The organism is Photobacterium sagamiensis (genome assembly GCF_050337085.1).
In the GTDB taxonomy this organism is placed as follows: Bacteria; Pseudomonadota; Gammaproteobacteria; order Enterobacterales; family Vibrionaceae; genus Photobacterium; species Photobacterium sagamiensis.
The window spans coordinates 19,765-40,378 of the sequence record NZ_JAKJSP010000061.1 but is presented as its reverse complement, the minus strand read 5'-3'; the positions used below and the strand labels follow the sequence as shown (position 1 = coordinate 40,378).

The 20,614-nt window shown below is 43.0% G+C and carries 20 protein-coding genes; 13 read left to right on the top strand and 7 right to left on the bottom strand.

All coding sequences use genetic code 11. The annotated features are described in order from the left end of the window. Window positions 1-431: 431 nt before the first annotated feature. Window positions 432-920: a type II secretion system protein gene (locus tag L4D76_RS24035; RefSeq protein ID WP_428443391.1), complete on the bottom strand. Its 489-nt coding sequence runs from the start codon at window positions 918-920 to the stop codon at window positions 432-434. A gap of 436 nt (window positions 921-1,356) precedes the next feature. Here L4D76_RS24035 and L4D76_RS24030 point away from each other — a divergent pair, with 436 nt between their 5' ends. Next, window positions 1,357-1,722: a DUF3653 domain-containing protein gene (locus tag L4D76_RS24030; RefSeq protein WP_428443390.1), complete on the top strand. Its 366-nt coding sequence runs from the start codon at window positions 1,357-1,359 to the stop codon at window positions 1,720-1,722. 92 nt (window positions 1,723-1,814) lie between these two features. Here the strand turns inward: L4D76_RS24030 and L4D76_RS24025 are convergent, their stop codons facing one another. Further along, on the bottom strand, window positions 1,815-2,480 hold the full coding sequence (locus L4D76_RS24025; protein ID WP_428443389.1) for a GIY-YIG nuclease family protein: 666 nt from the start codon (window positions 2,478-2,480) through the stop codon (window positions 1,815-1,817). A 910-nt stretch (window positions 2,481-3,390) separates the two neighbouring features. Here L4D76_RS24025 and L4D76_RS24020 point away from each other — a divergent pair. Beyond that, complete coding sequence (locus L4D76_RS24020; RefSeq protein WP_428443388.1) at window positions 3,391-4,398, top strand: hypothetical protein; 1,008 nt, start codon at window positions 3,391-3,393, stop codon at window positions 4,396-4,398. Window positions 4,399-4,507: 109 nt separating this feature from the next. On the opposite strand, the gene L4D76_RS24015 is transcribed toward L4D76_RS24020, so the two are convergent. Next, window positions 4,508-5,443: a S1 family peptidase gene (locus L4D76_RS24015; RefSeq protein ID WP_428443387.1), complete on the bottom strand. Its 936-nt coding sequence runs from the start codon at window positions 5,441-5,443 to the stop codon at window positions 4,508-4,510. Window positions 5,444-5,988: 545 nt separating this feature from the next. On the opposite strand from L4D76_RS24015, the gene L4D76_RS24010 reads away from it, so the two are divergent. After that, complete coding sequence (locus L4D76_RS24010) at window positions 5,989-7,074, top strand: saccharopine dehydrogenase (protein WP_428443386.1); 1,086 nt, start codon at window positions 5,989-5,991, stop codon at window positions 7,072-7,074. Window positions 7,075-7,232: 158 nt separating this feature from the next. Here L4D76_RS24010 and L4D76_RS24005 read toward each other — a convergent pair whose 3' ends face one another. Then, entirely contained in the window at window positions 7,233-7,805 is a 573-nt protein-coding gene (locus L4D76_RS24005; protein WP_428443385.1) for an SOS response-associated peptidase, read from the bottom strand. A 400-nt stretch (window positions 7,806-8,205) separates the two neighbouring features. Between L4D76_RS24005 and L4D76_RS24000 the strand changes: the two genes are divergently transcribed. Together L4D76_RS24000 and L4D76_RS23995 are read left to right on the top strand one after the other, a co-directional pair. After that, window positions 8,206-8,403 (top strand): hypothetical protein, encoded by a 198-nt coding sequence (locus tag L4D76_RS24000; protein ID WP_428443384.1) that lies wholly within the window; start codon window positions 8,206-8,208, stop codon window positions 8,401-8,403. A gap of 226 nt (window positions 8,404-8,629) precedes the next feature. Next, on the top strand, window positions 8,630-8,845 hold the full coding sequence (locus L4D76_RS23995; RefSeq protein ID WP_428443383.1) for a dodecin: 216 nt from the start codon (window positions 8,630-8,632) through the stop codon (window positions 8,843-8,845). A 59-nt stretch (window positions 8,846-8,904) separates the two neighbouring features. On the opposite strand, the gene L4D76_RS23990 is transcribed toward L4D76_RS23995, so the two are convergent. The 3 genes from L4D76_RS23990 to L4D76_RS23980 form a co-directional block, all read right to left on the bottom strand. Continuing rightward, on the bottom strand, window positions 8,905-9,165 hold the full coding sequence (locus L4D76_RS23990; RefSeq protein WP_428443382.1) for a hypothetical protein: 261 nt from the start codon (window positions 9,163-9,165) through the stop codon (window positions 8,905-8,907). A 75-nt stretch (window positions 9,166-9,240) separates the two neighbouring features. Beyond that, on the bottom strand, window positions 9,241-10,317 hold the full coding sequence (locus tag L4D76_RS23985; protein ID WP_428443381.1) for a DUF2955 domain-containing protein: 1,077 nt from the start codon (window positions 10,315-10,317) through the stop codon (window positions 9,241-9,243). 39 nt (window positions 10,318-10,356) lie between these two features. Then, a complete protein-coding gene (locus tag L4D76_RS23980) occupies window positions 10,357-11,424 on the bottom strand; it encodes an HlyD family secretion protein (RefSeq protein ID WP_428443380.1) in 1,068 nt (355 codons plus the stop codon). Between the two features lie 99 nt (window positions 11,425-11,523). Between L4D76_RS23980 and L4D76_RS23975 the strand changes: the two genes are divergently transcribed. The 8 genes from L4D76_RS23975 (at window position 11,524) to L4D76_RS23940 (ending at window position 20,510) form a co-directional block, all read left to right on the top strand. Next, window positions 11,524-12,405 carry a LysR family transcriptional regulator gene (locus L4D76_RS23975; protein ID WP_428443379.1) on the top strand — a complete coding sequence of 294 codons (882 nt, stop codon included), beginning with the start codon at window positions 11,524-11,526 and terminating at the stop codon, window positions 12,403-12,405. An 82-nt stretch (window positions 12,406-12,487) separates the two neighbouring features. Beyond that, complete coding sequence (locus L4D76_RS23970; RefSeq protein WP_428443378.1) at window positions 12,488-12,838, top strand: carboxymuconolactone decarboxylase family protein; 351 nt, start codon at window positions 12,488-12,490, stop codon at window positions 12,836-12,838. A gap of 793 nt (window positions 12,839-13,631) precedes the next feature. Then, window positions 13,632-14,207, top strand: coding sequence for an elongation factor P-like protein EfpL (efpL, locus tag L4D76_RS23965; RefSeq protein ID WP_428443394.1), 576 nt, complete (start codon window positions 13,632-13,634; stop codon window positions 14,205-14,207). A gap of 255 nt (window positions 14,208-14,462) precedes the next feature. Further along, window positions 14,463-14,759: a DUF503 domain-containing protein gene (locus tag L4D76_RS23960; RefSeq protein ID WP_428443377.1), complete on the top strand. Its 297-nt coding sequence runs from the start codon at window positions 14,463-14,465 to the stop codon at window positions 14,757-14,759. 256 nt (window positions 14,760-15,015) lie between these two features. Then, window positions 15,016-15,609, top strand: a complete 594-nt coding sequence (betI, locus tag L4D76_RS23955; RefSeq protein WP_428443376.1) for a transcriptional regulator BetI — start codon at window positions 15,016-15,018, stop codon at window positions 15,607-15,609. Between the two features lie 42 nt (window positions 15,610-15,651). Beyond that, the gene (gene betB, locus L4D76_RS23950; protein ID WP_428443375.1) at window positions 15,652-17,112 is read left to right on the top strand and encodes a betaine-aldehyde dehydrogenase; all 1,461 of its coding nucleotides are present in this window, start codon (window positions 15,652-15,654) and stop codon (window positions 17,110-17,112) included. Between the two features lie 96 nt (window positions 17,113-17,208). Then, complete coding sequence (gene betA / locus L4D76_RS23945; RefSeq protein WP_428443374.1) at window positions 17,209-18,903, top strand: choline dehydrogenase; 1,695 nt, start codon at window positions 17,209-17,211, stop codon at window positions 18,901-18,903. Between the two features lie 389 nt (window positions 18,904-19,292). After that, window positions 19,293-20,510 (top strand): hypothetical protein, encoded by a 1,218-nt coding sequence (locus tag L4D76_RS23940; RefSeq protein WP_428443373.1) that lies wholly within the window; start codon window positions 19,293-19,295, stop codon window positions 20,508-20,510. The last annotated feature ends 104 nt before the right edge of the window (window positions 20,511-20,614 follow it).

Sequence of the window (20,614 nt, the reverse complement as noted above, 5' to 3'; positions counted from 1 at the left end):
CACTAATACCTAACATTGTATTCAACGAAGTGATTTTGTATATCTCACCCGAAATCTTGAAATCAATTTACATTTACGGTGTACATTATACCAATTACGTTAAATAGCTGAATTAGCATAGGAAAACGCACATTTCAGCCTTTTATCGTACATAGTCGGACATTCTACGCCCTTATGTCTAAAGGATTATACATAAATGTACTGTAAGTTTGTTACTGTTCACAATGCATATGACATTGTTCAAACAGGCGAGGGCAGTTCGAACAAAAAGCACAACTTTTAAGATAGGCTTGCACCTGAACCTATCCAGTATGTTGAGAGTCAGCACGAACGCTGCATGTATTAGTGGAATCTACCCCCGTGATACATTTAGGGAGTTCATGACCGCGCTGTAGAGCATGGAGTACCCAAAAAAATTTCTTCAAATACAGTTAAATATTGCGTTTAACTAGAGTAACTTCACCATTCGTCTCAGAGTAAGTAAGGTTATATGGAGCATCAGTAAAATTATATGTGCACATATTGCCATCCAAACCATCACCTGTAATCACTGGTGTATAGTCATCATCCTTTGTCAAACTAGAATCAGGCAATAAATTTTCTAAAATATCGTCACATTCTTCTTGCGAACCGATAACTCGGGGGTAACCATATTTATTGAAATGAAGATTATAAATAGTGTAGCCCCAATCACCTTCACGGCCTTCAGAAACATTAGGATCTAGTTCGCCATCGATTAGCCATTTACTATGAAATAGAGTTACAGCGGACTGAAATGATCCCTTTAGGCTTAAATATGTTGAATCTTTAGCATCATCTTGCACATTAAGAAATCGAGGAGCAGCAGTAATCGCAATGATCCCCATAAGAACGATAACAACTACCAATTCGATTAAAGTAAAACCATTCTGACGTTTCAAGAGACACTTCCTTGTATACCAAGTGCCGATATTATGCAGCGGAATGCACCTTTAGGCGACATGAACGTCTAGAAAAACATACACATAAATTGACGGAAATCAGAGATGTAACACTTTTCGTGAGTTCATGACCGTATTGTAAAACATGGTGCACTCAAAATAGAGAGCACACACGTTGATAGTCCGGAAGGGTGTAGGCTGTAAGAATTGGTGGAATCTATCCCATGGTACATTTCGTGAGTTCATGACCACGCTGTAGACTGTAGACTGTAGAGCATGACGCACACAAAAACCTTTCACCCCGTATTACTATACGGGGTAGCTATAACAGACATATATTTATAGCTCAGTRCGCATTATGCTGGCTTATGTTAAAAACAAAAAGTAAATATAAAACAATCAATTAGAATCCTTTCTTTGCGATAAGAAGGGTTTGATGCGAAATAGAGATGAACTAACAGAAAACTATATTTTCCGATTTTTTAGATGCGGATTAAGCATAGAAGATACCGCTAAACTTTGTTTTAAGAGTGTGAGAACTGTCACGCTGTGGGATAAAGGAAAACCAATACCGCCAGAGTGCAAACGGTTAATGCGGATGTATTCCGGCCTTGAACTTGACCCATTAAGTGATGAATGGAGAGGATGGAGTATAAAAAAAGGAAGGCTTGTAACTCCAAATAGATGGTCGTTAACACCAGAACGAATCATTACGGGCAATGCCTTGATAGAGATAGGAGCCGAGAACGACAGAAAAAACCTCAGCACTATCATCAAAGTAGCAAGGTTAATCACCAGGTAAGAAAAAAGAGCAGGAATCTGCTCTTTTGATCCTGACAATAATCTATACAGAAGAACGTGAATTTGTTTAGCTGTATGAAAATATAAAGCGAATTATGTTGCCGCTATTACTTTCTGATAGAGCTCAAGTTGCTCTAAAATTAGAACTTTTTCCTCTTCATTAATCACACCTTCAAGTATCGCTTGTTCGACTTTAGTTTGTTGCCAGCCTTCAATATCAGTGAACTCAGATGTAAGACACTGACTGTTGTTCCACAATAGCTTACTCGGGCCAATACAGCCTTGCTTGTCGATACAATCAATAATATTCTCTTCAAGTGGCTTAAGTACAGTCTTATAATGTTCATTAAGACTTATATCTGGCACTGGTTTGATAACAAAGAAAGCGCACCTGCAATCTTGACGAACTGCATATTTACGTAATTTCTTAACGGCTTCAACATGCTCTTGAGTTTGATGTTTACCTAAGATTTCTTTATCAATACATAAACGATCAAACCACATTAATCCAGTTTTATACAATTGAGTGAATTTATGTGAGTTCCCTCCTTGTCTTCCATCACCACTCACATGATTCATTATCCGGCCATAAATATTTGTAGATGCCCCAACATATGAGGGAGAACCATCGTGGCTATAAAGCAGATATATACCTGGCTCTTTTGGTGCGTTTTTTAGAAGCTGTGGTTGTTGGCTAAGGAGCTCTTGAAAGATAGAAAGAGAGCTGTAACCATTAATTTCTAGTGGTGTTATAGTCATTTGATCACTTCTCCAAGTTTGAAAAATCACTGACGGTATTGAAGATTTCTTCCTTACCCTATAAAAACAAAAAAACCGCCACAATTTCTATTTGGAATAATTAATTCCAAGAAATTGCTGCGGTCTTTAATTGAGTAAAGCCTAGCAATTCTGAGAAGTCAAGTTTGGCCGTTGGAAGTTAGTTTCAAACTAAGACTACATAGAATATTTAGAGTGTGAGTAAAGATGCAATTTTCAGCCTGCCATTCTAATCACGATAGATGAAGAGAAAAGGCGAACCAGTATCAAAGTGGCAAGACTAATCTCTCAAAGAAAAAAATAGTAAAACTTCCGCTCTGCTTACTGCCTCAAATATTACTACACCACACAGTCAAACCCTAATCCCAAGAGAACGCGATTGAAGGTATTCGCATGAACCACAAACTGGACACCTCTGAATCCTAACCATTGGAGACCCTCTTTAACCACGAACTAATCTCACTGTATAGGGCAGGAAGTTGGCCACCAAAAATGAATCAGAACTTTGTGAAGTGATTCTCATCATATGTACTGATTCATACTCAACCTAACAGCCTAAGTTAACGAAATACGACATAGTCTGGCAAACTCCCAATAACGAGCGTTGCGCAATATTTTATAGATCAAATACGAATGAACCTTTGTGCAGGCTTTAAGGAAAAGCGTGCTCGATAACGTCTCCATTGCGTGATAGATATGGCAAAATTCTGATGTTAGGAGCTAAAGGTTTACCTTATGTTTAGTAATCTCACATCCTAACCACTTATATGCAAGTTGTTTCTTTAAGCGTATTACTAAAGTTTGTTTTATACTCATACAAACAGAGAGTTGCGCAGTTCTCAATCTTGGCGGATTGATGTGTAGCTTGGTAATCAAAGTGCAAGGAGAGCCCATGGTATTACTCAATGATTTATTCGGTAAGAATCAAGACAAAACAACGCAAACGAATCAAAAACACTCAACTTCTAAGCCAAGTGAAAAAATCTCATATCACGATGATTTTATTGAAATATCATCAATCAATTTCTTTGGTCAGTACCAAAAATCTGATTCTGGCGAATGGGTTATATGCTGGAGTGACAGCGATCCTCAACAGCAGACAGGTGGGTATCGAGAAAGTGGATTCGGACGTTATGTGTTATACAATGCAAAACAAGAAAAGATTGTATTACAGGGAAAATTAGAACGCCCGAACTCTGGTTATATCGCCAATAATGGTATTTTTTCTATTGAAGATTGGCATTTTGGAAATGACTTATCAGGAACGTTTTACGTTTTCGCGGCGAATGGCGATGAACTTATAAAAAGAAAATTCGAAGCGAATATTTTTAACAGCAGTATATCAGATGGCGGACGCTATGCTATTTGTCAAACCGCCAATAACCCCGAAAGCGAAGACGGGAACCTGTTGTCTGCTTTTGATGTTGAAAAAAACACTGAGCTGTTCTCCATAAATCCAACAACTGATTGGGCAGACAGTTACGACTTCATTGAAGACACACCCTATTTTACAGTAGTCATCGACGAAATCGGATCATTCCGTTACGACAAAGAAGGAGCTTTTGTGGATGCTGAAAAATATGATGCTGCACAACTATGCTGCGATAGGTTTGATACAGTTCTTCTGACGGCTGAAGAAATCCTTAAAGAACCGGAGCCGAGTAGAGAACGCGTTAAATTGGCTCTTGAAGCAATCCTAAGAGCTCGTTCTCTTGGAGCAGACGAAAACAAATACTGGAAAGGCATAGCGCTTAAAGTACAAGGGCTGGCTCACGAATTGTTAGACAACAAAGAGAGGGCTTTAGAGGCATTTGATGAAGCACTAACAATCAACCCTAAGATTGGCGTTAAGCGTAAAGCTGATTCGTTGCGAAAGATGTTGGCAAAAAAGGATAAATGACAAATTGTCCTGTAGTATTTGTTTAATGTGTGGTCATGATAAACCATTGCAGAAATCTCATATTACTTTCACCCCGTATTACTAGACGGGGTGAATTAAACACTAAAAATTAAGCTTCATTTAAACAGACTAGTGGTACAGAAAAATCATGACTTTTCTCCGCTATTTTAGCAGGAGAAACAGAAGCCTTATTTTTAGTTACTTGATACTTTATATTGAGTTCATTTAAGAAAATACTAAACATAGATGATTTTATTGATTCTTTGCCTATATTTGTAATTATACCAATAACATCACCATTTTCAGCCATTACCGGACCGCCAACATTGCCTGAGTTCACTTCATTAGTTGTGGTCATAAACCTAACATCATTATATTTACCTGATGCTGAACTAATAATTCCATCTGTGATTTTACCTTGATATGTTGGTGTTTTTGAATTTTCCCTATTCGATAAGTCATAACCATATGTGTAGGTTCGCTCACCTTGCTTAGTTTGTTTATTAGAACTTATTGTTGCAGAGTTAATATTTGGTTCTAATGATTTCAATACTGCAATGTTATTGGTTCTATCTACACGAACAACTGTTGTTTCTAATAAGCGACCACTGCGTTCGTAGTTGATTTTTGAGCAAGATTCAACAACGTCACTGGTTGTTAAGATATAGCTTTTGTTAATAAAAAAGCCTGTCGATGCAACCTTTAAATTCGGTTTGTAAGTAATTCCCTGTGAAACTATATTGAAATTATTAACTGTTTGACCGATTGATTCATTAGTTAGTGCACTACCATTAACTTCGGTAACATTACAATTTATGCCTCCAGAATTATCACAGGTTTTTTTAGCTAGTTTTATAGCTTCAGTCGTTGATTTCGCTCCCCACGCAGCACCTGCAACATTGTTTGTCCCGATAGCATAAGCTTTATTATTCGGTTTTCCTCTATATTGATTGTATAAACTGTCGGCGGTGTTTCCTGTTGTCTGGCAACCAGCAGTTAAAATAACACCCGCTAAAATGCTTATCTTGAACAATCTTCTTTTCATTCTAAAAACACCCATCAACTAAAAAATATATCATCACGTTTTAATGTATAAACACTAAACCTATAACGCGTAACCAAGTTCGCAAAATACGTATTATGTTAAATAGCTGATTTTGCATAGTAAAATGCCGCTTTCAGCTAAACATCGTATCTTGTTAGTTATTCTAGCGCCTTATGTATGCAAAATCATGCACAATTCGGTAGTAAGTTTGCTACAGTTCACACAAAAAGTGCGGTAAAAAAAACAGGCTGAAAGGTTTGAGTGAAAAAGGGTACTCATTGCCAGTTTCTAGAACATTACTCTCTTAATATTTGCCCTGTTTTTTCTAATCTCAGGGCTGGAAGTCTGTGAAAGAAACTCTGGACTCTCATAAGCCATGTAAGTGAATTGCAAATACCCATTTTATGGTGTTTTATAACTTCCATACACTAGTTGTAATTACGGGTAACAATGGCGATATTCAAATCCCACGGTTTATATCATGACCAGTGCTATGAGTATTTTCTATTTCCTTCATCCAGAATTTCAGGAAAAGACACTTATTCATGAAAACAATCTACCTTAGAGACGAACAGAAAAAAGGTGAACACCGATCACCATTAACGCCGAATGGCGCAAAAACACTTATTGATGCGGGTGTAAAGGTCATTATTGAATCATCAACAACCCGTATATTTACCGATCAGGCCTATCGTGCTGTTGGGGCAGAAATTACCACCACCTGTTGGTCGCAAATGCCACAAGATACACTGGTGCTCGGCTTAAAAGAGTTACCTGTAAATGAAACGCCTATCGCTCATAATCACATCTACTTTGCCCATTCGTTTAAAGGGCAAGATGAGGCACCGCAGGTCTTATCTCGTTTTAAATCCGGTGGTGGGAAGATTTTTGATATTGAGTTTTTAACCGATGCCGATAATCGCCGTGTAGCTGCATTCGGTTACTGGGCAGGATTTGTTGGGGCAGGGCTTGGCTTGCTAGGCTTTGCACATTCTCAGCAACAACAAACGCCGTTTCCGGCTGTGACTCCTTTTGCCGATCAAGTCAGTTTTGTGAATACCATTAAGCAGCACTTGGGTAGTGAACTGAACAAACTTAACGTAATGGTCATGGGATCGCTGGGTCGTTGTGGTACTGGCGCAACGGATTTGCTTACAGCTGTTGGCATCGAGAAAATGACACTGTGGGACAAAGAAGAATATGAGCAATCACCAAAGCCGATCACGGCAATTTTAGACCAAGATGTTTTTATCAACTGTGTCTACTTAAAAGGCGATATTCCGCCTATGATTGATCAGTCACTACTGAGCCAGAATCAGAAGCTGCGCATTATTAGTGATGTCAGCTGCGATCCCAATAGCGCTAATAATCCGATCCCAGTTTATGATGCGATCACTTATATGGACAAACCGTTTGTTCAAGCAAAATACAGCGACGAGCATCCGGTCTATGTTCAGGCAATCGATCATCTGCCAACTTTATTACCTAAAGAAGCCAGTGCAGAATTTGCAGACGCGTTATTGCCTCATCTGCTTCAACTCTGTTCGGAAGATTTGCTGACTGATGTGTGGCAAAAGGCGTTAGATCTTTATCATAGTGTGAGTGAAGACGTAGTAACACCGATGACTTAATAATGCCGAGTATCCGGGGGAATGAGTGTAGCAACGGCTACGTTCATTCGTTCCATTGGTTAACTTAAATGCATTATAAAAACGTGATTTATCGCAGATGGATGAGCTAAAGATCGTGATGATTGATTATGTGGTTAGAGCACTTTGTTAGAGAGTCATTATTCCGCCACGGTGACCGCAATGGGCGTAGTGTCGTTAGGCATCATCAAAGGAGCCAGGGCGGTTAGTTCACCTTCGAGCCAGAGCTTAATAGTATCGGCTGGAATAAGCACTGGCATCCTGTTGTGATAGGGGAGGTAGATGGCGTTAGGTTCCGTGGTCAGGGTGACCATATGCGGTGTTTCTGACGGAAACCAGATCCCGGCCATATACAGTGGTTTGTTGGTGGCATGGGAAAACAGGTATTTTTGTTTGCGTTGGCCACCTTCATCCCGCCATTCGTACCAACCGCTACAGGGCACCAGACAACGGTGGGTCTGCATCGCTTGGCGAAAGGTTTTCTTCTCTGCGGCGGTTTCGGCCTGGGCGTTGATGATCAGTCGTTTAGCCCACTCAGGTTGGATACCCCATTGGGTATTCTGTTGGCGCAGGGTACTGCCGTCGCTGATGATGGTCGCTACGGTCTGGGTTGGCCGCAGGTCGTTGTTCTCCTCGGCTTCAAAGCTAATTCCTACCTCTTCGCTGACCATCTTGCTCAGCATGTCGCCTAAGACACTGAACCGTCCGCACATGATGCTTACCTTTTTTCCGTTTGGCTGCTACATGTCATTTCTTTCTTGAACGTCCTGCAACTTGCTATGAAAAAGAGGCTGTACAAATAAACAGTATTCTAATTATGAACATTATCCCAATTCGTGCAAGTGCCTGTTCACTGGCTACGAAGTTCTGTAGTTGATTACCTGCAATTGCCGCTGATCCTCGATGAGCAGCAGATCGAGCATTCGAGTGACACTTTCATTAGTGGTGTTCACGGACGGTCAATAGAGGGCATGCTTTCGCCCCATTCATAGAGATAGTGAGTTAAACTTAACTAGTGTAACTGGCCTACTTTCACCTAAGTCCCTCCACGCCGTTTCCGGCTAAACCCTGAGATTTTCTTGTCTGACTGTGCCATGCCAATGAGTTCTGGTTATGTGTAAGTTACTGTTCTTCTTACTGTTTGATTTGTATATGGCAGGTTGTACTTCATCCTCGGCCTTGCAACCGTCGTCCGATCCTGATGCACAGCAGTTTCGTAACCAGCATATGGAGCTGTATCGGACAATGGAGATGATGGCGCGGCCACAACCCATCATTTTTTTGAAGCCTAATAAAAGGCCGGTGCAATAACGGGTTAGTGTTTCATCCCTCAGGCATGGATAGGCTTAATCGGAATTGCCATATTTCGCCCTTAATCGTTATCTCGCTTTGGTGTACAAATCGCCTTAGTTTTTCTGGCCATCAATACTGGTGAATAGAACTCACTCAAAGCTATTCATCAAACGAGCACTTTGGCAAAGTAATTATTCTTCAACTATAGTTCTATAAGTTTTCTTCGTTAATACAGGGGCTTGATATGTCTGAACACCACGCTTATAAAAAACTAGAAATGGTTGGTTCATCTAAAACCAGTATCGAAGATGCCATCAGCAACGTAGTTAATGAATGTCATAAGACCATTAAAAACATGGAATGGTTTGAAGTCGTTGAAACTCGTGGTCATATTGTTGATGGCAAGATAGGTCACTTTCAGGTGGTCGTTAAAATAGGCTTTAAAATAGAGAGCAGTTAGCGATAACAAAAAGGGCGCATCAATATGAGCGCCCTTGAAAAGCGAGGTTAGAGTTTATATCAGCTGATGATAGAGCAGCTGGTGGTATCTTGCGAAAAGCTATAATCGAAATCCCACCCACTATCTACGTATAACGCCTTTACACGTTCGAGAGCTTTAATAGCTACGCACCTTGCTGTGCTACGATCAAAATCAAAATCACCTACGTAACTTCCAGTAGTTTCGACACTTTCTTGAGATGCATTGACGATGCGCTCAAAAATCTCTGTCACTTCTTCTTTTCGTTCTGATAGAAATTCATGCTTTTGCATAATCATCATTAATACCTTCCAAATATTGGATAGATTAAATCAAGGATACAATAGATATACCTAATTTACCTCGGGTTCATATTGTCAATTCTGTTCCTTGGACTGGTTTGGATCTAAAGGGATGAAACGAACCAGCATGTGATGGGTGATCCAAATGATGAGTGATGTACCGATAACTGCGATAAAAATAGAACTAAACCGGTAGCAGATAGAAAAGAACGCATCTTTTTGTTCGGGGACAAAAGAAGTCGTTAATGGGACCGTCAACGCGGACATGGCTGAAAAACCGATGCTTGCTTTGATGGTTCCCGAGGCTAACCACTTACAAAAAATACCCGCAGCAATAGCGTATGAGATCAGAAATAACAGACCATTGTTAGACAGCGTATACAAACTTAACTGAACCATCATACCTGCGACACAGCCAAGAAACGTACCAATAATACGGATTTTTGCTGCACCTAAAGATCCTATTAAAGTCATAGGTGTAAGCACTATCAATATAGATGCCTGGGCTGATAATGAATCATTCAAATCTGCTACTTGGAATAAAATGAAAGCGGCCATGGCAACAATCCAGCCAAGCGCAGCCTGGCGAACCATACCAATCTGATCTTTGCGGAGGTTTCTTATCTCGACTTTTTTAGATGCCGGAGCTTGCTTGTTGACGGCAGTTTCGTTTTTTACGTTAGCTGCTGTTTTAGCGTTTTCAGGCAATTCATCAGGGAATAGATACAGTGCAAGTGCGACAATTGGTGCAGTGACAATTGCCGATGCCCATAACCCCATAATGAATTCTTCAAGATCAAAGCCATTGTAGCTGGCAAAATTCAGCAGAATAGAGCCAACTAATAGCCCGGTATAACCAAAGAGGTAAGTACTCTTGTGGGTCATTGCGATACATTTACACATCAGCATAATGCCGACGGCGGTAATCATCAGTAGCGGATAGGGCTGAAAAAAGCCGACAATAAAACTGACTTGAATGCTTACCCATATAATGCCGAGCGCTAATTGAACTAATACGCCCGACTGCCAGCGATCTATTTGAGTGAGGACGAATAAGGGCAATAACGCGGTAAATAAGCCGTATGACCAGCCAAATACCAGGGTTACGGCTAAGCCCGTGACACAGCCGAACCATATTCGCATTGTTTTCATAGCAAAGCCTTCATCATGTTGTTTTTGTATTATTGGTGATCAGTAAATGTAATGCAGCAAGCCAACCAGTTTGATTTGAGCCTTAGCCAATAGCGACCAGGTAACATTATCGTCAGGGTAGATCACCACAGTGGCGCGTGAGCCGACAAACAGTTGTTCTGGCAGGATTTCTTCAGTCGTTAAGTTTACTCGTACCCGTTGTGCATCTCGTACCCAGCGATTATTGGTTTCAACGGTCGTTAACATCCCATTTGGACTTTGTTGGGCTGCAGCAACACCAAAGTCGCGGCTCTGTACATTGAAGGGGAAGGTCTTACCCGGAAAGGCATCGAAAGTGACCAGTGCAGTTGAATGGTCAGACATCAGAGCGATGGCTTTTTCGCGAAAATCCGCTGCAACCCATAACGAATCGGTTGGGATAAAAGTCAGTAATGGTTTGTTTGCACTGGCAGTGCTGCCGATTTCAAGTTGTAAGTTGGTGATCACTCCATCACTTGGTGCACTGACTTGAGTGTGTGATAAATCTAGCTGGGCTTGCTTTAATGCATTTTCAGCGGCGAGTACCATGCTGCTTTGGCCTGGTGCATCACCAAGCTGTACTTGAATGGCCCGCAACTCTTGCTGTGCGGCATGAAGGTTTGATAATGAGACATTTTGATTGGTGAACGCACTATCAAGCACCGATGCTGAAACCAAATTTTTATGTGCCAGTTGTTTAATGCGCCGGTATTCACTGCGTGCGTTGTTGTAGGCGGCTTGAGTGGTTGCGACTTTTGCTTCTCCCGCTTCTGCTTTAGCAAATAATGATGCTTCTTGCTCGTGAGCTTGGGTAAGGGCGACGTTGGCTTTTTCAACGGCTAAATCATATTTACGACGATCAATCGTAAAGAGTGGTTGGCCTGCGGCGACTTTCTGGTTATTGATAATTTGAACACCTGTCACTGTACCCGAAATTTCTGGCGCTATTTGAATCACATAACCTTGAACGCGGCTTTGAGTGGTTAATGGTGCATTTCGATCTGCAATAACAATGTAAGCAGCAAAAAGAATAAACAAGATAATGAGGCTTTGCATCCAGCGACGAAATTTCAACTCTGCGGTTTGCATAGTATTCCAAGTAACAATAGAAAAGTCCGTTATTATAGAAATTATCAATTAGATTAAATAGAATGACAAATATCACATTTGCGACCTATTGGTAGGACAATGAAAGTTAGTATGGACGATCTGTACCTGTTTGTTTTGACGGTACGCCACGGTGGGATCAGCGCAGCAGCAAAATCGTATTCCCTGCAACGCTCGAAAGTAAGCCGACGGTTACAAGAGTTGGAGAAAGCATTAGGCTGCCAGTTATTGATCCGTACTACGCGGCAGATTGAGTTAACAGAAAATGGTCGCTTATTGTATGAGCAAGTCAGTGAGCCATTAACTACCGTCAATCAAGCCGTTAACTTGTTGGATAGCCAGCAGAAAGAGTTACAAGGGGTCATTCGGATGGCGGTTCCCGCCGCGCTGATCACATCGAGCATGTTTGCTTCGCTAATTGAGCAATATGCGGTGAAGTTTCCGCTGGTATCACTAGAGATTGAACATTGCCAGGACAGTGTTGACCTAAAGCGCGAAAATATTGATTTGCAGTTACTGCCGAGCACTAAGAAGGTGGTGAATGAAGATTATGTTCAGCAAACCTTGCTGCCATATCCATGCAGGTTCGTTGCGTCGCCTGAATATCTTGCCACTCATGGTGAGCCGGCACATTTGGATGATTTATATCAGCATCGTATTTTGGTTAGTCGTTATAACGCCACAGCACTGGCTGATGGATTAACGATTCGATTGTGTTCAGATGATTTACAGATGATCCAACATATGGCGAAATCTGGTCAAGGAATTGCGCTATTGCCCGCTATTTTGGTGCAAGATGCGATTGCTGGTGGTGAGTTACTGCCTGTATTACCCAATGAAGCTCTGCCAGAAATAAAGTTAACTCTTGTGTATCCGTCTAAGTCGTATTTACCAGAGAAAACCCGCGCCATGGTGCAATTATTGCGCGATACCTTTGTTCATAACCGGCTAACATCACTTTGAGAGTGTTTAAGACAAAAATGAAAATGTCACTTGGTTAGAGCTGGCTATACTAAGAGTTAATTCAATTTGTTAGGAGAGACTTATGGCTGGCAATCCGTCCAATCAATACCTTAAGATCAAACAAAGGCATCCGGATCTATTAAATGCCGTTGAATCACTCGGCAAGGCCGTTAAGCAGGAAGGGCCGTTAGATGAGAAAACGGCGCAGCTTATCCAGTTGGCCGCGGCTGCGGCAATCCGCTCGGAAGGTGCAGTCCACAGCCATACCAGAAGGGCACTTGAAGCCGGAGCCAGCATTGATGAAATTCGCCATGTCCTTATTCTTCTGACCAGTACCCTGGGGTTTCCTTGCGTGATGGCAGCGCTTAGCTGGGCCGATGAGACGTTAGACGCCAGCAAGCCAACCGAAGCCGGTTCAGAATGGGAAGTGTGAGCAAGGACCTTAAACAGTGAAATAAAACGAAAAAACCCGCGTTACAGGCGGGTTTCTTGATTCTCTACAAAACAGACAGGAGTATGAAAAGCGCGTCGAGAGTTAGCTATGACAGGGTTCTGCTTCTCTCTCGTTGACCACGCTGCAAGCCCAGAAACTTACGTGGTTGCTACTCTTTCCCCTCATCTCACAAGACCTATTGGCGGAAAGAAACGCTCTTCATTAGTAATTATAGATCAGCTTCAAGAATCGTCCAGCTATCAGAACCAAATTGTTAGAAATCACTGTGTATCACCATTTTATTGAAATAATATCAATCGCTTATCTTCTGTTAGGTGGCGTTCATTCTGTTCTGTTGTCTGAAATCATCTAAGTACCTGATAGCATAGCGAGATATATACCCAAGTAACCTCAAGATGCTCGTTTCAGCGAGAATTTCCAGGCGCTAAGGTCAGGCGCTGATTTGCAGATATAGTCGCTCTACATCAAAAATCAGCAACGCAACATTAGTGCCTGGAAAACTCGCCCTTCGGGAGTGATCCAGCCAGCCCACTTCTGTGTCAAATGCACTCGAAAGGACCAATCATTCCTTCGCTCATTTTCCTTGAATTGAACTGGCTGGCATCACTCTGAATCCTGCATATTGAGGTAACTTGGGTATACAATATGAGATTATTAAATACAATATTATGTATTAAGCGGTGAAGAAATCAGCGCTTCTTACCCTCAACACTTGCCAAAAATTCAGTTCATGATATTTTCATTTCACAATTTATTTTTTGGACTAATGATCATGCCAAAGGCAAGTGAAATAAAAAAATTTGCAGCCATCGAACATAACGGAAAAGTGTTGCTTGTTAAAGAAATCACCAAACTAACCCCAAGTGGCCGTGCTGGAGCTAGTCTATACAGAATGCGTCTTTATGATGTTGCAACTGGTGCAAAATCTGATGAGAGCTTCAAAGCCGATGAGATGATCAACCTTGCTGACTTTAGCCGCCACCAAGTGACTTTTTCATACATTGATGGTGATGAGTACGTCTTCATGGATAGCGAAGATTACACGCCTTATAATTTCAATAAAGAGTCTATTTCAGAAGAGCTACTTTTCATCACAGAAGAGACAAAAGGCCTGCAAGTACTTACCGTTGACGGCTCTCCTGTTGCTCTCGAACTTCCTGCTACTGTTGAATTGGTGATTGTTGAAACCGATCCTTCAATTAAAGGTGCATCTGCAAGTGCTCGTACTAAGCCTGCGATCCTTTCTACTGGCCTGACAGTTCAAGTTCCAGAATACATTGCAAATGGTGAAAAGATTAAGATCAACACCGCTGAACATAAATTCATGAGCCGTGCTGATTCAAAGTAATAGAAGAATATTAGATTGAATTTGGTTTTGTGATAAAGCGGCCTCAAATCAGGTTATGTATTGGTTTGGGGCAACTTATGGTAAACCGTAACCATCATAAAGAATGTGGTGGCTTGACCTCACCCGATTCTATGCATGTAATTGAGATAAGAAACTAACTTTCTAGCTTTCTTTTTATCGAAGCCAATTGCATGATCATAACTACGTTACGTTCACGACCAACAATACCAACGTCTTTAATAATGGTGATCCCCTATGAGCGATCAATCCATATTCATTACTCTTCTGACCATCGAACTGGTGATCCCCCATGCTCAATCGCTTAAAGAGAAGCGCAGCGAGGTACGTGGGCTAAAGGATCGCATCAGGAACAAATTCAACGCTTCTGTGGCCGAGGTGGGTTTCCAGGATAAATGGCAACGTGCCGTTCTGGCGGTTTGCCTCGTGGGTAGCGACAAGCGTCAGCTAGAGTCAAATACAGACCGGATCCGTACCCTTTGTGAAGAGGCCGCTGATATCGAGATCGCCGCTATCGTTCAGGAATGGCTGTAATTTACGACGCCAAATATCACATCAATATTGCAGAACAAAGCCATCTTTAGTTGTTTTCGACACAAAACATTTAAATGAAATTAAAATTTACGATTAAACGAATAAACCCTTACATAACAGTATCTTGTGTTTGTTGCTGTGTGTGGTTGTCTGGTTTAATTCGTTACTGTACGAAACATTTTTTTTGACTTAGCTCTGAGATAGTGTAAATTTATTTTTAATTAAACGTTCAATTAAAAATATTTGAGTAACAGTTATGCCAAAGGTAGGGATGCCAGAAATACGTCGGCCGCAACTTGTCGAAGCGACGATGGCCGTTATTGATGAGGTCGGATTATCGGGAGCGAGTGTGGCCTTGATCAGCCGAAAAGCTGGCGTATCCCCAGGTATCATTAATCACTATTTTGGTGGCAAGCACGGTTTATTGGAAGAAACGATGCGCTCGGTGTTACGTCAACTATCGGCAACATTGATTGAGCATTTACGTGCTGTTGGCAGTAATGATGTTACGGCAAGGATTAAGGCGATTGTCGCCGCCAATTTCGATGGCTATCAAGTCGAAAGCAAAGTTGTTAAGACATGGCTCGCATTCTGGGTACTGTCAATGCACGATGCTGATCTGCATCGACTCCAACGTGTCAACGAACGTCGCCTGTTGTCACACCTTCGATATGAACTCAAGCAAGTCTTACCCGCTGAACAAGCCGCCTTCGTTGCGCAGGGAATTGCCGCGCTAATCGATGGGATCTGGCTGCGAGGCGCGCTGAATCCTAAAGGGATTTGTCCCGAAAATGCACAGCAGATCATTTCCGATTATCTGGAAAAACAACTCGCCCCTTACTCGAACTGACGTGCAATCTCATAATAAAAAACTAATTATCAAGGCATTTTGATGAAAATGAAGTCCCTTTACATCCATGGTCAAGCTACTGGCGTCTCATCAGGAGAAACCTTTGTAACCTCTAACCCTGCAACCGGTGAGCAACTGGCTGAAATCGGTCAGGCATCAACCCAAGATGTTGATCGTGCCATTGCATCGGCGCAAGACGGCTTCAAAGTGTGGTCAGCCATGAGTGGTATGGAAAGAGGTCGTATCTTGATGCGGGCGGTGGCCATTCTTCGAGAGCGTAACGATGAGCTTGCCGAGCTGGAAGTCAAAGATACGGGGAAACCGATCCAGGAAGCTATCGAGGTGGATATTGTTACTGGCGCGGATGTTATCGAGTACTACGCGGGGCTTGCCGCTGCGATTCAAGGAAAGCAACAAGACTTGGGGCATGGTCAGTTTTTCTATACCCGTCGTGAACCACTAGGTGTTTGCGCTGGGATCGGCGCGTGGAACTACCCAATTCAGATCGCAATGTGGAAATCGGCACCGGCATTGGCTGCGGGCAATGCCATGGTGTTTAAGCCTTCGGAAGAAACGCCTTTGTCGGTATTGAAGCTGGCTGAGATCTTCACTGAGGCTGGTGTTCCAGATGGAGTCTTCAACGTTGTGCAAGGAGATTATCGTGTCGGTCAAATGCTGTCTCGCCACCCTGACATTGCCAAGGTCTCTTTCACTGGTGAGTCAGGTACAGGCAAGAAAGTGATGGCCGATGCTGCCGGTACACTGAAAGATATTACGATGGAGCTTGGCGGTAAATCACCACTGATTGTATTTGATGATGCCAAGCTGGATAACGCAGTTTCCGCAGCGATGCTGGCTAATTTCTACACCCAAGGCGAAGTCTGCACCAATGGTACCCGTGTGTTTGTTCATGACGCGATTTACGATGATTTCATCGAGCAACTTGCCCATAGGACCAATAAATTGGTTATCGGAAATCCTGCCGATATGTCGACCCAAATCGGCGCTCTTATCTCTGGCGAACATCTGGAAAAAGTACTCGGCTTTATTCAAGCGGGCAAAGAATCCGGCGCGCGTCTTATCTGCGGGGGTGAACGTGAAACTGGCAACGGACTCGACAAGGGATACTTTGTTCAGCCCACTATCTTTGCCGATTGCACCGACGATATGCCTCAGGTCCAGGAAGAGATCTTTGGCCCGGTGATGTCGATACTGCGATTTACCGACGAGGATGAGGTGATCAAGCGGGCGAATGCAACGCAGTACGGACTTGCTGCCGGCCTATTTACCCAAAACCTTTCTCGTGCCCATCGTGTTATTGCTCAAATAGAAGCGGGAATTTGTTGGGTGAACACCTGGGGTGGTTCGCCGGCTCAAATGCCAGTGGGAGGCTACAAACAGTCTGGAATTGGCCGTGAAAATGGAATCGAAACGCTTAACCATTACACCCAGAACAAGAGTGTGATGATTGAACTCGGTGATCTTGAGTGTCCTTACGAATAAGCCGTTAGATACCTGCAATTGCAGGTATCGCTAGCAACTGTAGATATCGGTAACAGCAGGCTTCAATCTTAATTGCAGAATCGAAAGGGAAATCAAATGAACACAACTTATGATTACATCATTGTCGGCGCGGGATCCGCTGGCTGTGTGTTGGCCGACCGTTTAAGCGCTTCGGGCGAACACCGCGTCTTGCTGCTTGAAGCCGGGGGAAGTGACAGAAGTATCTTTATTCAAATGCCCACTGCACTGTCATACCCAATGAACAGTGAAAAGTATGCATGGCAGTTCGAAACACAACCCGAGGCAGGCATCGATAACCGCCGCCTGCATTGTCCGCGAGGGCGTGTACTGGGTGGAAGCTCTTCAATCAACGGCATGGTGTATGTGCGTGGCCATGCCTGCGACTTTGATGAATGGGTAGAGCAGGGTGCCGCGGGCTGGAGCTACCAGGAGTGCCTGCCGTATTTCCGTCGCGCTGAATCATGGATACGTGGAGAAGATGCCTATCGCGGAGGCGATGGTCCTGTCGCAACCTGCAATGGCAACGATATGCAGCTTAACCCGCTGTATCAGGCATTTATCGATGCAGGGCAACAAGCGGGCTATCCGAAAACCGATGACTATAACGGCTATCAGCAGGAAGGGTTTGGTCCAATGCATATGACGGTCGATAAAGGTGTACGTGCCTCGACCTCAAACGCCTACCTGCGCCGCGCCATGAAGCGCAATAACCTGACAGTGAAGAAAGGTGTTGTAACCCGTAAAGTACTGATCAAAAACAGACAGGCGATAGGTGTTGAAATAGAAGTTGGCGGTAAAGTTCAGTCGGTTTACGCCAACACAGAAGTGTTGCTATCTGCCGGATCCGTCGGTTCACCGCAGCTCCTTCAGCTATCGGGCATTGGTCCTAAAGCGGTGTTGGAACAAGCAGAGATCACCGTTGAACACGATCTACCGGGCGTTGGTGAGAACCTGCAAGATCACCTTGAGGTCTATTTCCAATACGCCTGTCACCAGCCAATTACCCTGAACAGTAAACTGGGGCTTGTCAGCAAAGGCTTGATTGGTACGCGCTGGATACTGCGAAAAGATGGCTTGGGGGCAACCAACCACTTTGAGTCATGCGCCTTTATCCGCTCTCGTGCGGGTCTGAAATGGCCAAATATTCAATATCACTTCCTGCCTGCCGCCATGCGGTATGACGGCCAAGTTGCCTTTGATGGTCATGGTTTCCAAGTGCATGTTGGTCCGAACAAACCGCAAAGCCGCGGTCGTATTTGGGTGACATCGGCTGATCCGCACCAAAAGCCAAACATTGAATTCAACTACATCAGCACCGAACAAGATAAACAGGATTGGCGCGATTGCATTCGCCTGACCCGTGAAATCCTGGCTCAGCCAGCCATGGATGACTATCGCGGAGAGGAGATTCAGCCCGGTGCGGATATCACTAGTGATGAAGCGATTGATGCTTGGATTCGCCAAAATGTGGAAAGCGCCTACCACCCGTCTTGTACCTGTAAGATGGGAGCGGATAACGATCCAATGGCTGTGCTTAACCAAGATTGCCAGGTCAGAGGTATCGAATCACTGCGAGTGATCGACTCTTCTGTGTTCCCGACTATTCCAAATGGCAATCTCAATGCCCCGACCATCATGGTGGCCGAAAAGGCAGCAGATGCCATCTTGGGAAATAGACCACTCGCACCATCAAACGCACCAACGTGGATCGCTCCGCAATGGGAAACAGAGCAACGCAGTGGCGCAGCCAAGCGTTCAGTATTTCCCTGACAATACCAATCATTTAATTCGCTAACGATATTTTTACTGGGAACGTTTTTCGCGTTTCAAGAGGGTTTTCACAACCTAAAAACGATAGTTGCATGAAGCAGCTCTTGCATTAAAAAAACAAGGATAAAAGAAAAGTCATGAAGACGAATACAGCCATATGTGTTTTTAAAAAGACACATATGGTCTCTAGGTTTAAGGCCAGCCTAAGCCACTTCGGTTAAAAGGTCTATTATCGCCAAGTTTAATTTATCAGGGTTTAAATATCGCATGAACGATATTTAAGGTTTGAGGGGTTTTTACAGCCTTTAAAAATGTACTTGGTTATTTAAAAACATAATACAAGGAACCATGAGTATGTTTTATTTAAAGATTAAGCCGGGGACTCAATAATGACCACTTGGCTTATTACAGGTATTTTATTTACTTTTGTCGCGATTGCATTCGTGATTTACCGTTGGGGTAATGTGCAATGTATTGGTGTCACCCCTGTGCGCACCTTTACCTTTATTGCCATTTTGTTTACCTCCGGGTTGGACGTGGGATTGATCATGTTCCCGCTTACCGAGTTTGCGGGATACGCAGACCTGGCCGCAAGCCCTGAATACAGCTTTAGTAATCCTTTAGCCATCGAATTTGGCTTTTGGGCATTTCTGATCTGGGCATTTTACTTCTTAACCTGTTTCTATTTTTGTGTCATAGAGCCGAAGGTGAAGTTCTTTGAGATCCCACTGATTAAGTTCATCAACAATCTCATCATTATCGGCACTTGTGCCTTTACCGCTTACCTGCTACTGACAAATTTACCTTGGTATCTGCCAGAATTAGGTGACGGAGAAACGATCGTTAGTAGTTTTTACCTGATTGTCTTTGTGGTGATTGCCGCTGCAGTTTATTCAAGCACGAGTATTCGTTATGTGCGCATACTGAGCTTAGCCAGTACTTGGCTCTTCTTGGGCTTAATTGCTTTGATGTGGGCAGGCGCGTTTTTATCAGATGGTTCAGACATAAGTGAGTTTGTGACCACCTTTGCTTTGATCGGTAATTACTTTGGCAATTTGCATCATTTTGTTTTACCAATGAATGATTACCATGAATTTTACTTATTCTGGTGGTTTGCTTGGAGCATCATGATTGGTCAATTTACCTCACGTTTTGCGGGTGGTATGAAAACCTATCAAGTGCTGATTGCTATGATGGTGTTTCCATCGATCCCCATCGCGGTCTGGTTTACCGTACTCTATTATTACAGCGCGAACGAAATAGCCACCACCGGCTTTTATAACCTAGCTATGGTGCTGGTCGGTATCACCTTTGTAGTCAATTCATTGGACTCACTGATCCGACTCTATACCGAGAATTTAAACTTGACGGTGCAGCGTTTCGGTAAGGCTCAATACATCATTGGTAACATAGTGTTAATGAGTGGACTAACCTTGTTGTTCAAACTGGATTTCTTGCAGATACAGTGGGTCGGCGCGTTGGCTATCGCCCTAATCTTAGGCTGCTTCGGTTATATTTTAGTGAAACAGTATAAGGAAGTAGCCATTATTGAATGTTCGCCGAAAGAAAACAAAATAGATTTTTGCAAAATTGAATTAGCGAGCTAAATCGGTTTTCCGCTAGAGTGATAGCGGGAATTTGTTCGATACGAAACCAGCACATAATTCGACCTCTATATTCGAAAGCGCAGGTAAGCCTTAGCCTTTATACA